12 protein-coding genes and 1 pseudogene are annotated in these 15,138 nt (G+C 71.7%); 5 read left to right on the plus strand and 8 right to left on the minus strand.

Annotation, left to right across the window (positions count from 1 at the left end; translation table 11 throughout):
• Positions 1-99: 99 nt before the first annotated feature.
• The 3 genes from ACFYOH_RS35155 to ACFYOH_RS35165 all read left to right on the plus strand — a co-directional run bounded on the left by ACFYOH_RS35155 (position 100) and on the right by ACFYOH_RS35165 (position 2,808).
• A complete protein-coding gene (locus ACFYOH_RS35155) occupies positions 100-921 on the plus strand; it encodes a lipase family protein (RefSeq protein WP_388634330.1) in 822 nt (273 codons plus the stop codon).
• A gap of 295 nt (positions 922-1,216) precedes the next feature.
• The gene (locus ACFYOH_RS35160; RefSeq protein WP_388634332.1) at positions 1,217-2,200 is read left to right on the plus strand and encodes an aldo/keto reductase; all 984 of its coding nucleotides are present in this window, start codon (positions 1,217-1,219) and stop codon (positions 2,198-2,200) included.
• A 53-nt stretch (positions 2,201-2,253) separates the two neighbouring features.
• On the plus strand, positions 2,254-2,808 hold the full coding sequence (locus tag ACFYOH_RS35165) for a DUF6328 family protein (protein ID WP_388634335.1): 555 nt from the start codon (positions 2,254-2,256) through the stop codon (positions 2,806-2,808).
• A 36-nt stretch (positions 2,809-2,844) separates the two neighbouring features.
• Here the strand turns inward: ACFYOH_RS35165 and ACFYOH_RS35170 are convergent, their stop codons facing one another.
• The 7 genes and pseudogenes from ACFYOH_RS35170 to ACFYOH_RS35200 form a co-directional block, all read right to left on the minus strand.
• A complete protein-coding gene (locus ACFYOH_RS35170) occupies positions 2,845-3,903 on the minus strand; it encodes a hypothetical protein (RefSeq protein WP_388634337.1) in 1,059 nt (352 codons plus the stop codon).
• Between the two features lie 119 nt (positions 3,904-4,022).
• Positions 4,023-4,751 (minus strand): annotated as a pseudogene (locus ACFYOH_RS35175) (TIGR03557 family F420-dependent LLM class oxidoreductase); the annotation flags it as partial.
• Positions 4,667-6,301 (minus strand): protein kinase, encoded by a 1,635-nt coding sequence (locus tag ACFYOH_RS35180; RefSeq protein WP_388634339.1) that lies wholly within the window; start codon positions 6,299-6,301, stop codon positions 4,667-4,669. The pseudogene ACFYOH_RS35175 and the gene ACFYOH_RS35180, both read right to left, overlap by 85 nt.
• A gap of 197 nt (positions 6,302-6,498) precedes the next feature.
• Positions 6,499-7,461 (minus strand): threonine/serine dehydratase, encoded by a 963-nt coding sequence (locus ACFYOH_RS35185; RefSeq protein ID WP_388634341.1) that lies wholly within the window; start codon positions 7,459-7,461, stop codon positions 6,499-6,501.
• Positions 7,462-7,560: 99 nt separating this feature from the next.
• The gene (locus ACFYOH_RS35190) at positions 7,561-8,580 is read right to left on the minus strand and encodes a polyprenyl synthetase family protein (RefSeq protein WP_388634344.1); all 1,020 of its coding nucleotides are present in this window, start codon (positions 8,578-8,580) and stop codon (positions 7,561-7,563) included.
• Complete coding sequence (locus ACFYOH_RS35195; RefSeq protein WP_388634346.1) at positions 8,577-9,617, minus strand: tetratricopeptide repeat protein; 1,041 nt, start codon at positions 9,615-9,617, stop codon at positions 8,577-8,579. Before ACFYOH_RS35195 ends, ACFYOH_RS35190 begins: the two co-directional genes overlap by 4 nt.
• Before the next feature lie 156 nt (positions 9,618-9,773).
• Complete coding sequence (locus ACFYOH_RS35200; protein ID WP_388634349.1) at positions 9,774-10,451, minus strand: AIM24 family protein; 678 nt, start codon at positions 10,449-10,451, stop codon at positions 9,774-9,776.
• A 308-nt stretch (positions 10,452-10,759) separates the two neighbouring features.
• On the opposite strand from ACFYOH_RS35200, the gene ACFYOH_RS35205 reads away from it, so the two are divergent.
• A complete protein-coding gene (locus ACFYOH_RS35205; protein ID WP_388634352.1) occupies positions 10,760-11,284 on the plus strand; it encodes a cysteine hydrolase family protein in 525 nt (174 codons plus the stop codon).
• Positions 11,285-11,580: 296 nt separating this feature from the next.
• Here ACFYOH_RS35205 and ACFYOH_RS35210 read toward each other — a convergent pair whose 3' ends face one another.
• A complete protein-coding gene (locus tag ACFYOH_RS35210) occupies positions 11,581-12,756 on the minus strand; it encodes a serine hydrolase domain-containing protein (RefSeq protein WP_388634353.1) in 1,176 nt (391 codons plus the stop codon).
• 318 nt (positions 12,757-13,074) lie between these two features.
• Between ACFYOH_RS35210 and ACFYOH_RS35215 the strand changes: the two genes are divergently transcribed.
• A complete protein-coding gene (locus tag ACFYOH_RS35215) occupies positions 13,075-14,862 on the plus strand; it encodes a M4 family metallopeptidase (RefSeq protein WP_388634355.1) in 1,788 nt (595 codons plus the stop codon).
• Positions 14,863-15,138 lie beyond the last annotated feature (276 nt).

Genomic DNA, 15,138 nt, shown 5'->3' on the forward strand with positions numbered 1-15,138 from the left:
CGGCCGCGTCCCCGCCCGTTCCCGGCGCCGCCGGGCCACACCGGCTTCCCGCACCCGACTCCGGTTTCTCCCATCCCCCCACACCGAGGAGTTCCGTCCATGGCCGTACCCGTCTCGTTCGATCAGACGTCCACCGGCTACAGCCTGCAACGCGCCTACTGGCTGGCCCGCGCCGCCGACCTGGCCTACAAGGACCGCGCCGTCATCGAGGACCAGGCCGCCCAGTGGGGCTTCGACCATGTGCGCCACCACGAGACCCGCTTCACCCCGCCGTTCCCGCTGCAGGACACGCAGGCGTACACCGTGGCCAGCGACCGGATGATCGTCACCGCGTTCCGCGGCACCGAACCCGACCAGATCAAGGACTGGCTCACCGACGCCACCACCCCGCCGAGGCCGGGACCCGGGGGCAACGGCTACGTCCACCACGGATTCGCCGAGGCCCTGGAATCGGTCTATCCGGCCGTCCACCACACCCTCGCCGAGCTGCGCACCGACGGCCAGACCGTGTACTTCACCGGGCACAGCCTGGGCGGCGCCCTCGCGATGCTGGCCGGCGCCCGGATGTATCTGGAGGACCCGCACCTGGCCGCCGACGGCGTGTACACCTACGGCCAGCCGCGCACCTGCGACCGGCTGCTCGCCGAGGCGTTCCACAAGGGGTTCGGCGGCCGTATGTACCGCTTCGTCAACAACAACGACATCGTCCCCCAGTTGCCGCCCGAGCCCGTCTTCACCCATGTCCGCGCCCTGCGCTACATCGACTCCCACGGCCGGCTGCGCGAGAGCATGCCCATGCTGTCGGCGCTCACCGACCGCGCGACCGGACTGACCGCCGACGCCTTCGCGCCCGCCTCCGACGGCATCCGCGACCACTTCATGCACAACTATCTGACGGCCCTGGAGAAGAACCTCGACTGAGGGCCCCGAGCAGGGCCTGTGCCCACTTGCAGCCTCTCCGCCCCGGCCTGACGGCGTTCGCACTTGTCCTCGAAGTCGTTGACGTACCGGCCGTCGCGAGCCGGGCACCCGTCGGGGCACGGGTCGATGCGCCAGAACGCGTGGACGGGAAGGACGCCGACGCGCGGCTCGTACTGGGAGCCGCGCGAGACGGGACTGCTCGCGGACCTGGCCGAGGACCACTGCCTCAGCGCACAGCCCGCCCGTCGGAGCGGCTCGTTCCGCGCGTCCCGGTGCCGGATGACACACTGGCGCCATGGACGAACGCGTAATGGGCAGGTCGGGTCAGTGGGCGTCGGTGATCGGTCTCGGCACATGGCAACTGGGTGCCGACTGGGGCGACGTGGACGACAAGGAGGCGCTGTCCGTCCTCGAGGCCGCGGCCGAGGCGGGTGTCACCTTCTTCGACACGGCCGACGTGTACGGCGACGGACGCAGCGAGGAGACCATCGCCTCGTTCCTGCGCGGCCGGCCCGATCTGCACGTCCTGGTGGCGACCAAGATGGGCCGCCGGGTCGAGCAGATCCCCGAGAACTACGTCCTGGACAACTTCCGCGCCTGGAACGACCGCTCCCGCCGCAACCTCGGCGTCGACCGCATCGACCTGGTCCAGCTGCACTGTCCGCCGACGCCCGTGTACTCCTCCGACGCGGTGTTCGACGCCCTGGACACGCTGGTCGAGGAGGAGCGCGTCGCGGCGTACGGGGTGAGCGTGGAGACCTGCGCCGAGGCGCTGACCGCGATCGCCCGGCCGAACGTGGCGAGCGTGCAGATCATCCTGAACCCGTTCCGCATGAAGCCCCTGCAGGAGGTGCTCCCCGCCGCCCGTGAGGCCGGCGTCGGCGTCATCGCGCGGGTGCCCCTCGCCTCCGGCCTGCTGTCCGGCAAATACACGAAGGACACGGTGTTCGCCGCCAACGACCACCGCACCTTCAACCGGCACGGCGAGGCCTTCGACCAGGGCGAGACCTTCTCCGGCGTCGACTACGAGACCGGTGTCGAGGCCGCCGCAGAGTTCGCCGCGCTGGCCCCCGAGGGGTACACGCCGGCCCAGCTGGCGCTGCGCTGGATCACCGAGCAGGACGGCGTGACCACGGTCATCCCGGGCGCCCGCAACCCGGAGCAGGCCCGGGCGAACGCGGCCGCCGCCAAGCTGCCGCCGCTGCCCGAGGAGACGTTCACCGCGATCCGCGAGCTGTACGACCGACGGATCAAGGACCAGGTCGAGCACCGCTGGTAGTCGCCGTGTCACCCGCCGTTTGAACGGACGTCCGGGCGGTTACCCGCAAGCGCATGAAGGAGGAAGAACCGCGCAGGGGGCGGCACGAGACCGAGGAGGAGCGGGCCGACCGGATGTGGGTCGAGCTCATCCAGGAGGTCCGCGTCGCCCAGACGGGCGTGCAGATCCTGTTCGGCTTCCTGCTGACCGTCGTCTTCCAGCCGAAGTACGCGACGCTGCCCCACGCCGACCAGGTCATCTACATCGTGACCGTCGTCCTGGGCGCCTGCGCGACCGGCGCCCTCGTCGGCCCGGTGTCCCTGCACCGGCTGGTGTCGGGCCGCCGGATCAAGCCGCAGACCGTGCGGCTGGCGGCCCGGATGACCTTGGTGGGCCTGGTCCTGCTCCTCGCGACGATGACGTCCGCCCTGCTGCTGATCCTCCGGGTGGCCACGCGGGGCGGCTATGTGCCGTATCTGCTGGCGGCCGTCGTCCTCTGGTACCTGGTCTGCTGGTTCGGCCTGCCGCTGTGGGCCCGGCACCGGCACACGACCGGACCGGCCACCGACCACCTCGGGCCGGGGCCGTCTCCTCCAGCGCCCGGAGCTGACGGCCGTGGACACCGCTGAGCAGCAGCACGGAATCTCCGCGGCGAGCCAACGCGGTTACGGGACAGACGGATTCCCGCCGGCTCCGCGCAGCGCGGCCAGGCAGCTGCCGATGGCCTGCTGGAGTTCCTCCAGGCGCCGGACCATGTCGTCCTCGTAGAAGTCCTGGGCGTCGTCGAAGGTCAGCTCCTCGAACGCCCTCGTCGCCTTCTGCAGGCTGTTGTAGAACTTCGTCCGCCGTTCCTGGACGCGCAGTCCGGGATCGGCCTCGACCGCCTCGGCGACGAGCGACTTCATGGTGTCGTAGGCCTCGGCGGCCCACTCGCCGCCGCCCTCGCCGCCCTCCAGCTCGTCGATCAGCGACAGATGGCGCTCGGCCTCCTCGCGCAGCTCCGCCGGGGCGTCGACGGTCTGCCCGGCCGGCGTCTTGATCCGCCCGGACTCCGCGATCTGCCGGACGTACCCGATCCGGTCGGCCGCCCGGCTCTCGGTCGCGACGGCCTTCTTCAGGTCGTCGGTCCGTACGACGTCACGCGCCAGTTCCGCCTGCAGCTCGGGGTCCTCGCGCAGCCGGTCCAGCAGTGCGGCGCGGGCCGTGCGGGCGGTGGCGGGGTCGGCGAGGATCGCGGCGCGCAGTGCGGTCGGGTTCTCGGCGACCTCCAGCGCCTTGGTGGGACGGATGCCCTCGGCCTCGGCCGCCTCGGCGATCGCGGTGCCGCGCTCGGAGGTCGCGCTGTTGCGGGAGACGTAGTAGCTCAGCCACACGTCCGCGTCCGGCAACTCGACCTCCTGGCCCGGCCGCAGGGCCTCGAAGTGCGGCACGAGCCCGTCGTCAGCGGCCCGGTCCCAGGCCCTGTAGTAGCGCATGACCCGCTCCGGGGAACAGCCGGCCAGCTGCGCGAACTCCTTCGCGGACACCTTCGGCGTCTCACCGGCGGCCTGTCCGCCCGGCCGCACGCTGCGGGCCACCATCAGCGCGAACGCCCAGCTCCCGGTGCGCGCGTAGCCGCCGAACTCACGGGCGTCGCGCGCCACCAGGTCGGACAGCGGCACCGCGGCCGCAGCGGACGTCTCGGCCGGGGCGGATGCCTCGGACGGGTCGATGACCAGGGTCACGGATGACTCTCCTGCAAGAATGCTCAAGGGACCGCGCCCGGGAGCGGGCGCAGCCAGGAAAGCCTATATGGACGCATTGGCCATGTTGGGCGGACCCGTTACGGCGCCGTCCGCGCGCGTCAGCCGAAGGCCTCCCGCAGCGCGGGCAGCAGCGTCTTCGCCGACCAGTCCAGATACTCCGCCTGCGCGTCGCCGCCGATCTGCACGAGCGCGATCTCCCCGAACCCGGCCTCGGCGTACGGCCGTACGGCCGCCACGAAGGCGTCCGGGTCGTCGCCGCACGGGATGGAGGCGGCGACGTCGTCCTCGTCCACGAACTGCGTCGCGGACTCGAAGGAGTCGGGGTGCGGCAGTTCGGCGTTCACCTTCCAGCCGAGCCCGAACCAGCGGAACTGGGAGTGGGCGCGCTTGACCGCCGTGTCCCGGTCGGGGTCGTAGCACACCGGCAGCTGGCCGACCCGGGGTTTGCCGCTGCCGCCGTGCCGGTCGAAGGCCTCCAGCAGTCCCGGTTTCGGTTCGGTCGCGATGACCAGGTCGGCGAGGTGCCCGGCGAGTGCGCAGGACTGGTCGCCGGAGACGGCGATGCCGATCGGCGGGGGCTGGTCCGGCAGATCCCACAGCCGGGCCGACTCCACGTCGTAGTGCGGCCCGTGGTGGGTGACGTGGCCGCCCTCGAACAGGGCGCGAATGATCCCCACGGCCTCCTCGAGCATCTCGTGGCGCACGTCCACCGGGGGCCAGCCGCCGCCCACCACATGCTCGTTCAGGTTCTCGCCGGCGCCCAGCCCGAGCCGGAACCTGCCCTGGGACAGCAACTGCACGGTGGCCGCCTGCTGCGCCACGATCGCTGTGGCACCCGGAACGTCTGCAGGAACGTCCTCAGCGCCAGCCGGTTCGCGGCGTCGCCCCAGGTCGCGGCGGGGGTCGTGAAGCGCAGCGAGAAGCTGTCGCCGCCGCCCGTCAGAAAGCCCCGCCCGAAGGTGTGCACCCGTGCGTCCCCTGTCCCCGCCAGCCACTCCAGATCGGCGGCCCGGTACCCCTGGTACGTGGTGGCCCGGACGGTGCCGACGCCCTGGTAACCGGGGAGCCGCTCAAGTCCGGGCTCGACGTCGTCCCGCCAGACGGCCACGGGATCCGGGCCGACGTGTTCGCCGTGCGTGACGGCGAGGGTGGGGGAGGTGCCGCCCCGGCCGAAGATGACGCGGTAGGCGCCGGTGACGCGGGTGGTGGTCAGCCGCTGCCAGCCGTCCGGCAGGGCGACGGAGAAGCCCTCCGGGGCGGTGTAGCGGTGGAAGCCGGACGGCAGGGCGGGCGAGGCGCTCGGCGCCGGGGCCGGTGAGGAGGGCGCGGTGCCCGCGGTGCGCCGGCCGGCCGAGATGGTGGGCTGGGCCGGTGCCTGCGCGTTGCCGACGCCCGGCGACTCGTGGGTCGCGGCCAGGACGGCGGCCGCCACGGTGACCACGGCCAGCGCGGTACCGGCCGCCAGCAGCCCTCTGCCCCGCTCCCGCCCGGCGAGGCGGACACCCGCGTACGCGGCGCGCAGCCGGGGCATGGGGGCCGGCTCCCGGTCGGCGTCGGCGTCCTCGTCCAGGGTCCGGACCAGGGCCTCCCGGACCACCGGCCGGGTCAGCCGCTCCCGCGAGTTCTTCCGCAGCAGCCCCTGCACGGCCTGGGTGAGCGGGCCCGTGCGCAGCGGGGTGCGCAGCGGCAGCCGGTCCACGGCCTTCAGGGTGGCGTCGGGCCGGCCGCGGTCGCGGAACGGCGGCCGGCCCTCCGCCATCGTGTACAGCAGCGCCCCCAGCGCCCACAGGTCGGCGGCCGGTCCGATCCGCTCGTCGCGGGCCTGCTCGGGCGAGGCGTACGACGGTGCCGTGAGCCGTGGCACCAGCGTCGCGCCGGCCAGCCCGAACCCGGTGACGACGACCGGCCCGCTGTCGCGCACGAAGACCTGGCCGGGACTCAACTCGCCGTGGGTGATGCCCTCCTCGTGCGCGGCCTGCAGCACATCGAGCAGTTCCACGCCGATCCGGGCCGCCCGCGCGACATGGAACGCGCCCTCGCGATCGAGGAGTTCGACGAGAGACGTGCCGTCGATCCACTCGGTGACCGTCCACAGGATGCCGGCCTCCACCACGGCGTCCACGACCGTGGCGACCTGGCCGGGGCACAGCAGCCGCATGGTCTCGGAGGTCCGGACGACCCGGGCCGTGACCCGGCGCGCGGTGTCGTCGGCGGAGGGTTCCGGCAGGGTGGTCTGGGCCACCAGCCGGAGCTGCTCCGCCGACACGTCCTCGGCGTACCACCACAGGCGGTTCGTCTCGCGGGCGAAGACCTCCAGGAGCCGGTACCGTCCGGCGACCAACTGGTGTGCGGAGACGTGCGCCTTGGTCATGGTCATCCCTCGCTGAAACCCTGTTGCGTGTCTCACAGAGGTACGCGGGGCGTGCGGGGGTGTGTTCAAAGAATCCGCGAGTCCGGTGCCGTTCCTGCCTTTCATTCAATTCTTCGAAAGGGCTTGCGAGTTTGGGATGGTCGCACCCGGGGTGCGTTCGACCTGCGGGTAACCGAGGGTAAATACCCGGGTGCGCCCCTGGCTCACAGCAGCCCGAACCGCTCGGCCCAGCCGGTCAGTTCCCGTGGTGTCGAATTTCCGCCGCACACCACGAGTCCGATCCGGGCGCCGTCGCCGACCCGGGCCACGACCTGGCGGACCGCCGGCAGCAGACAGCCCGCCGCCGGCTCGGCCCACACCTTGGCGTGCTCGACCAGGTCCAGCGAGCCCCGCACCGCGTCCCGGTCCGGCACCACCAGCACCTCCTCCACCAGCGCCGACACATGCTCGTACGTCAGCTGGGACACAGAGGGCGCGCTGAGCGTGGTGACCAGCGACGACAGGGGCACCGGCACCGGTCCGCCGGCCTTCAGCGCGCCCGACATGGCCTCGGCGCCCTCGGTCTCCACACCCCAGACGCGGACCCCGGGGCGCCTGGCGGCGAGTGCCGCGGCGACCCCGGCGATCAGCCCACCGCCGCCGATGCTGACCAGGACGTCCGTCGGGCCGTCCGCCGCGTCCTCGGCCAACTCCAGCCCGACCGTGCCCTGCCCGGCGATCACCACCGGGTCGTCGAACGGGTGGACCAGGGTCAGCCCCTCGTCCCTGAGCCGTGTCACCAGCGCGAAGGCGCTGTCCATGCCGTCGGTCAGCCGCACCTGGGCGCCCGCCTGCCCGGCGAGGGCGACGGAACGCTCGGGCGCGGTACGGGGCATGACCACGGTCGCCTTCACATCGAGGGCCGCGGCCATCACCGCGAGGGCGATCCCGTGGTTGCCGCCGCTGACGGCGACCACGCCCGCCGCCCGCTCGGCCGCGCTCAGCGACAGCAGCTTCGCCGTCGCCCCGCGCGCCTTGAACGAGCCGGTGCGCTGCAGCAGTTCGAGCTTGGCGGTGACCGGGACGCCGAGCAGCTCGGTCAGACCCGGACTCGGCACGGTCGGCGTCCGCACGACGTGTCCGGCGATCCGCTCCGCAGCGGCTTCGATCTCCGTGATGCCGATCAAGGTGCTTCACCCTTCCGGCGCGGGGGTGAGGGCCGCGCCGATCGCACCCTGACCCGCCTGGACCGTCGAGGTCAACACGGATTCACCGGCCGTCCGTGATCACAGCTGACGGCCCGCCAGGTGATCGAGGAGCTGGACGAGTTGTCCGGCCGCTTCGGTGGCCAGTGGTGCGGCCGAGAGGAGTGCCCGGGCGGTGGCCGTGTGTGCACGGGCCTGGGTGAGTGCCGCCGTCCGGCCGCCCGCCGCGTCGATCAGTGCGGCGGCCTCCGCCTCCCGCCCCGGTGCGTCGAGGAGCTCGGGCAACCCGCGGGCCGCCGGGGAATCGAGTGCGGCCAGCACCGGGTACGTCTTCTTGCGCTGCCGCAGATCGCCGCCCACGGGCTTGCCGGTGACGGCCGGGTCGCCCCAGATGCCCAGCACGTCGTCGACCAGCTGGAAGGCGATGCCGAGATGCCGTCCGGCCCGGTCCAGCGCGTCGGCCGTGCCCTCGCCCGCCCCGCCGAGCACGGCGCCCAGCGCGGCGGCGCAGCCCAGCAGGGCGCCGGTCTTCCCCTCCGCCATCGACCGGTACTCATCGGCCGTGACCCGCTCCGGCCCGGTCCAGGGCCGGGTGGCGAACAGCAGGTCGTCGGCCTGCCCACGCACCAGGTCGGCGAGGGCCGCCGACAGCAGCCGTACGGTGCCGGCGCCCTGCGGCGCGGTCGCGAGGGTCTCCACCGCCAGCGCGAACAGGGCGTCCCCGGCCAGTACCGCCGGGCCGGTGCCGTACGCCTTCCACACGGCGGGGCGGCGGCGCCGGGTCGCGTCGCCGTCCATGATGTCGTCGTGCAGCAGCGAGAAGGTGTGCACCAGCTCCACCGCGACCGCGGCCGGCACGCCGGCAGCTCCGTCGGCGCCGGCCGCCTCGGCGCCGAGCACCGAGAGCGCCTGCCGTACACCCTTGCCGCCCGGAGCGGCGGCGGGCGCCCCACCGACCTCGCACCAGCCGAAGGAGTACCCGGCCATCTCGGCCACCCACGGATGTAGCCGCCCGACCGCCTCCCGAAGCGCCGGCTGCACCAACCCCCGGCAACGACCGAGGACTTCTGGAGCCGAAGGCGGAGCCTGTACGGCGGTCACCGGGCACCCTCCGCGTCGAGACCGAACTCCTCCTGGGCCCGGGCCACCATCTCCCGGGCGTGTTTCAGCCCGCTCCGCTCCAACGTCGCTGCCAGATCGGCGAGTTCCGCCGCCGTCAGGGACCGGTCCCGGCCCAGCTGCGCCAGCGACTTGACCAGGCCCAGCCGGGCCAGCGCCTCGCCGCGCGGCTCGCTCATCGCACGGAACTCTGCCAGCGCCAGCTCGTACAGATCCCGCGCCTCGCCGTATCGCCCGGCCCGGTACAGGACGTTGCCACGCATCTTGTGGTTGTAGGCGAGCGCACTGGACAGGTTCATCGCCCGGCAGGAGGCCTCGGCGCGGGACAGCAGCTCCAGTGCCCTTTCGGTGTCCTTGTCGCGCACCGAGAGGATGTCGGCGAGTCCGCGCAGCGCCCAGGCGTGCCCCCGCCGGTCCTCCGCCCGCTCGGCTATCTGCGCGGCCTCCTCGAACAGCGCGTACGCCCGGTCGAGGTCGCCGGTGTTGCGGTGCATCTGTGCGATGCCCTCCAGCGCCCACACCGTGTGCCGGGCCTCCCCGCGCCGGCGCGCCTCGGCCAGCAGCTGCTCGTGCAGCCGGCCGACAGCCGCGTAGTCGCCCTGGATGCGCCCGGTCTCCGCGAGACCGGCCAGCGAGTAGCCGCGGACAACGATATCGCCGCCCCGCTCGCCGAGTTCGGCCGCGAGCCCCAGCAGCCGCCAGGCCAGCGGGAAGGCCCCACGCTGCCGGGCGAGGGTGCCGCCGCTCCACAGCGCCCACGCCATCGCGGCGGTGTCGCCGGCCGCGCGGGCGGCGCGGTAACTCGCCTTCCAGGCCCGGTCCGCCTCCGCCGTGTGGCCGAGCCGCCGGCGCGCCTCGGCGACGGCGAGCCCGCAGCGGGCCGCCTCGGCGGGGCACCCGGACCGCTCGGCCTCGCGCAGCTTCTCGGTGCCCTCCGCCAGCACATCGACGAGCGAGGAGTTCACGGACAGGGTGGTCAGGGCGCCCTGGTACTCCGGGGCGAATGCCTTGCCGTACATGCGTACCTTTCTATACACGACATGTATACATCGCGTGTATAGGGTCTGGGAAAATCGCCCCGGCCGAGGGGACCGGGGCATGTCGGTCTGTTGCCGATCAAGACGCGGGTACGGCGACGGGGGTTGCCCGTGCGATGTGGATCACCCTGTGAAGGTTCAGTGCTGCTGGGCCTTCTGCGGGGTCAGCTCGCTCGGGCGCACCACGACGAAGCCCTCGCCCTGGAGCATCAGCTGTACGGCTTCACCGGAACCGCCGCGCAGCATCGAGCCGATGGACTGGGAGCGGTGCAGCGAGGTCTCCAGATGCGCGGTCCAGCCGACCGCAGCGTCCGTGTCGACGTACACCGGGGACTGCGCGGAGACCGGGATGACCAGCGGGTTGCCCTCGCACACCAGACCGAGCCGGCCCTGCCCGCTGAACACGCTGTTGAACAGGCCGCCGCCGGCGATGCCCGACCCCTTCACCGTCCTGATGTCGTAGGACAGCGAGGCCTCGAAACACAGCACGTTGCGGCCGTTGACCGTGAACCGGTCGCCGGGCTCGACCTCGACGATGAAACAGTTCTGCGCCTCGTGCGCGAACCAGGCCTCGCCCTGTCCGCGCACCGCCATGAGAGGCAGCCCCTCACCGGTGACGGCACGCTTCAGCATGCCGCCGACGCCCTGGCCCTTGCGCTCGAACTTGAGGCTGCCGCGATAAGCGACCATGGCGCCCTGGCGGGCGTACATCTCACCGTTCACCGCGTACCTGATGCACTTGGCGTTCTCGACGGACATGCCCGGCTCCACGGCCGGCTGCACCACATGCGCACTGGAAAAGAGATCACCCTTCATGCGGGGCATGGTGTCCCGGAGGGTGTCGTTCCGCCAAGATCACGGAAAGTGCGTGCTCCACCACGCGAACGACGGGGCGCGACCGCACGGCCGAGGCCCGATTTGCGGGGTCTGATGGCGCGGCGGAGCATGGGCTGCACGGGCGGAGGCCGGCCCGGCGACATGACCCCGCCTCAGGAATCCCTCCGCAACCGGTGAGGACCATCATGCCCGGAACCTATGACCTCGCCCGCACCGCGATCCTCCTGGTCGACCCCTACAACGACTTCCTCTCCGAGAACGGGAAGGTCTAGCCCGCGGTACGGCACGTGGCTCTTGAGGTCGGGCTCCTCGACCATCTGCGCGCCGTCGTCGCCGCCGGCCGGGAGAGCGACCTGCGGATCTTCTTCGTACCGCACCGGCGCTGGGAGCCGGGCGACTACGACGGCTGGGACCACCCGAACCCCACGCAGCGCAAGATCCAGGAGGCGCACCACTTCGCCAGGGGTTCCTGGGGCGGGGAGTTCCACCTCGACTTCCAGCCGCAACCGGGTGACGTCATCGCCCACGAGCACTGGGGGTCGAGCGGGTTCGCCAACACCGACCTGGACCTGCTGCTCAAGCAGCACGGCATCACCCACGTGGTGGTCGTCGGCCTGCTGGCCAACACCTGCATCGAGGCCACCGCCCGCTTCGCCATGGAGCTGGGCTACCACGTGACACTGGTCCGTGACGCCACCGCGGCCTTCAAGCCCGAGATGATGCACGCCGCCCATGAACTCAACGGGCCGACCTACGCGCACCGCATCACCACGACCGAGGAGCTCCTCCAAGTGCTGAAGAACTCCGGGTAGCCGGCCGGGAGGAGGCACGAGGCACGCAACGGTGGTGGTGCCCCGGTCAACACCTGGTCGGCCGTCTCCCGGGCTCGCGGCCGGACTGCCCCGGGTATGCCGCCTGCAAGGCAGCCCAGTGGTCGTTGACGGCTCAGCGACTTCACCGACGCGCCGAAGACCAGCGCGGCCGACGTGGCGGAGCAGACCATGGAAGCCCTGGTGAACGACCGGATCGAGGTCCTCACCGACGAGTGGACCAGACACGCCAAGCGCGCCCTGTCGCAGCCGCCCGAACGGTGAGCGGACGCCGGTTCCTACCCCTTCGCCGCCTTCCTCCCGCAGAACGCCGAATCCAACGCCCCGGCCAACGCATCCGAAACTTTCCCGTTGTTGGACGTGTTGGCGACGGCCGTGAGACTCCGCCTGCCGTCCTTTGTGGCGAAGGCGTACGTGGAGTACCCCTGCACCACCCCCGTGTGCCCGTACACGGAGATCCCGCACGGCAGATCACGCCGCCGCAGCCCCAGCCCGTACGCCGTCGTGCCGTTGACCGGAGTGAAGCGTTCCATCTCCGCCAGCCGTGCCGAGGACAGCAGCCTGCCCCCGAGCAGCGCGCTGTAGAACGCGTCCAGATCCCGCGCACTGGAGATGATCGCTCCCGCGCTCTGCGCCCATGACACCGTCTGCTCGGTGGAGTCCACCAGCGGGTCGCCGACCTTGTCCGGGGTGAGGTATCCGCGGGCGTACCGGCCCGGGATGCCCGTCGCGGGATGCACGTAGAAGGTGTCCCGCAGCCGCAGCGGCTTGAAGACGCGGTCCTCGTACTCGGTCCGCACCGAGTGCCGGGTGAGCTTCTCGATGAGCATGCCCGCCACCACGAAATTGGTGTTGGAGTAGGAGTACGCGGCGCCCGGTGCGTTGGTGCGGGGCTTCTTCAGGGCGAGGCCGACCAGCTGACGGTAGGTGAAGACCTTGTTCCGCACCGCCTCGAAGCCGGACACGCTGTCGGCGAACAGGTCGTCGGTGTAGTCGTACAGGCCGCTGCGATGACCGAGCAGCTGGCGGACCGTGATGCGGTCGTCCGGCAGCAGCTTGGGCAGATAGCGGTTGACCGGCGCGTCGAGGTCCAGCCGGTGTTCGTCGGCGAGCTGGAGCAGGACGACGGCCGAGAAGGTTTTGGTGACGCTGCCGACACGGAAGCGGTCGGCGGTGCTGATGGCCCGTCGCGTGCTCCGGTCGGCGACTCCGCTCGTCGCCTCGTACGTCCGGCCGTGGTCGTCGATGCGGGCCAGGGCGCCCGGCGCGCCCCGGCCCACCGCGGACCGCACCACCGCGGTGAGGCCGGCGGTGTCGGGTGCCGGCAGGGCCGCCCGAGGCCTCGCGGCCGCCCGGGCGGCCGGCTCTCCCGTCGCGGCCCGCGCCGGGAGCGCGAGGAGCGACAGCGCGACGGCTCCGAGGACCGCGCCTCGCCCCACCGTTGCCGTGACCATCCGTCACCCGCTTTCAGCGATACGAACCGGTACGAGGCGTGATGCGACATCGGTCACATTCCGGCTTCGGAACCTAGGGGATTCAGCGCACGTCTCCACAGCCGACACACAGTTGGTCAGGCAGTGATCACTCTATGGCGCGCATTCGTAAAGGATTGCCATAGAAGGTCGCGAAATCGATCATTCCGCCTTTACGTGGACATGACTGATCCGTAAGGGTTACGCCTTGGGGCCCGACCAGCCCCCGTGACGCGAACGGCGTCATGTCTCAAGGCGGTTGGTGATCCCCGCTGCCTTCGAACGAAGGAACCCTGATCCTTGCGTAGACCGCACATACGCAGCGTTGCCGTCGCCATCGCGGTGACGACCGCTGCCACGGGCCTGGCCGGTACGGCTTTCGCGGGTCCCTCCACGGGGGTGGAGCGGTCCTCGGCGTCCGCCACCACGAACGCCACGGCGGTGGTTGAGGCGGCGCGCACCGCGGCCTTCGCCCACGCCACGGCGACCGGCGTCTCCCAGGGCGACGAACTGCACGCGCAGGACGTGATGATCGACCCCGAGGGCGCCCGGCACGTCCGGTTCGTCCGCACGCACGACGGCATGCCCGTGCTCGGCGGCGACCTCATCGTCCACCTCGACCACAAGCTGGCGTACACCGGCGTGACCCGCGCCGCCGGTCACGCCGTCGAGCCGGCCACCACCGAGGCCAAGCTCACCGCGGACCAGGCCGCCGCCAAGGCCGCCCAGGCGGCCAAGGGCGACGCGGGCACCGCCCAACTGGTCGTCGACGCGCGCGGCGGCTCCTCCGCCCTCGCCTACCAGGTGACCGTCACCGACCAGAACGGCACCAACACCGTCGTCATCGACGCCGTCACCGGCAAGGTGCGCAGCAACACGCCCGACAGCGACGAGTTCCTCTCGCCGAAGCTGCTGGAGAGCCTGCGCAAGCACGGCGAGACCATCGACCCGGCCGCCGGCAACGGCTCCGCCTCCCCGGAGGCCGGCCTGCTCGGTTCCGTCTCCTCGGGCGCCACGACCTACCCGTCGGCCGCCATGGGCACCGGCAAGACCCTCTTCGTGGGCAGCGTCGGCCTGACCACCACGGCGACCTCGCGCGGCCACTACCAGCTCAAGGACCCGAGCCGGTACGGCACCGAGACGCGGGACGCCAAGGGCTCGTACACGGAGAAGTTCAGCGCCGGCGCGAAGTTCACCAGCACGACCAACGTGTGGGGCAACGGCACGACCAGCAACCGTGCCAGCGCCGCCGCCGACGCCCAGTACGGCATCACCCAGACACTGGACTTCTACAAGAAGACCTTCGGCCGCAAGGGCATAGCCAACAACAGCAAGGCCGCCCAGGGCATGGTCCACTGGGGCAAGAAGGTCGCCAACGCCTTCTGGGACCCGACCTGCAACTGCATGCTGTACGGCGACGGCGACGGCCAGACCTTCAAGAAGCCGCTCGTCGTCCTCGACGTCACCGGCCACGAGCTGACCCACGGTGTGGTGGACGCGACCGCGAAGCTGGCGCCGACGTACGTCGACTCCGACGGCAACCAGTACGGTGAGCCCGGCGCGCTGAACGAGTCGCTCGCGGATATCTTCGGCTCCAACGTCGAGTTCTTCAGCAACAACAAGAACGACACGCCGGACTACCTGATCGGCGAGAAGCTGGGCCTCGCGCAGAAGTTCCTGCGCCGTCTCGACCACCCGTCGCTCGACAAGCTCGAGGGCACGATCGACTACTGGTCGCCGGACACCTACTACACCGAGGTGCACGCCGGTTCCGGTGTCTCCTCGCACGCCTACTACCTCCTGGCGGAGGGCAGCGGCAGCAAGACGATCAACGGGGTCAAGTACTACTCGCCGACCTACGACAACTCCACGGTCACGGGCATCGGCCGCACCAAGGCCACCGCGATCTTCTACCGTGCGCTCACCCGCTACATGGTCTCCACGACCTCCTTCCACGACGCGCGCGTCGCGACGCTGAAGGCGGCCAAGGACCTGTACGGCGCGAACAGCACCGAGTACAAGACGGTGGACAAGGCGTGGGCCGCGGTCGACGTCACCGCCGCCAACACGCCGGCCGCCCGTCACTGACGCGGCCGCAGCACCACCGGATGCCCCGCCTCGCGCGGGGCATCCGCATGTCCGGGGTGCTCGCGAACCGCCTCCCGCCGGAGGCGCGCATGCCCCCGATGTCCCCGGCCACCCAGCTCCGGCGAGACCGCCCACCGTCGCCGACCTGCACCGGCCGGACCGGAAACCCACCGAGGTGCGCATCCGCGGCGGCGGCGGGACCATGACCTGCGTGGGATACGCAGGCCCGTCCCGGACGGTCCGTATGCGACCCGGCGGGTCCGTCGCACTCCGGGA

The sequence above is a fragment of the Streptomyces sp. NPDC007856 genome (genome assembly GCF_042868225.1).
Classification (GTDB): Bacteria; Actinomycetota; Actinomycetes; order Streptomycetales; family Streptomycetaceae; genus Streptomyces.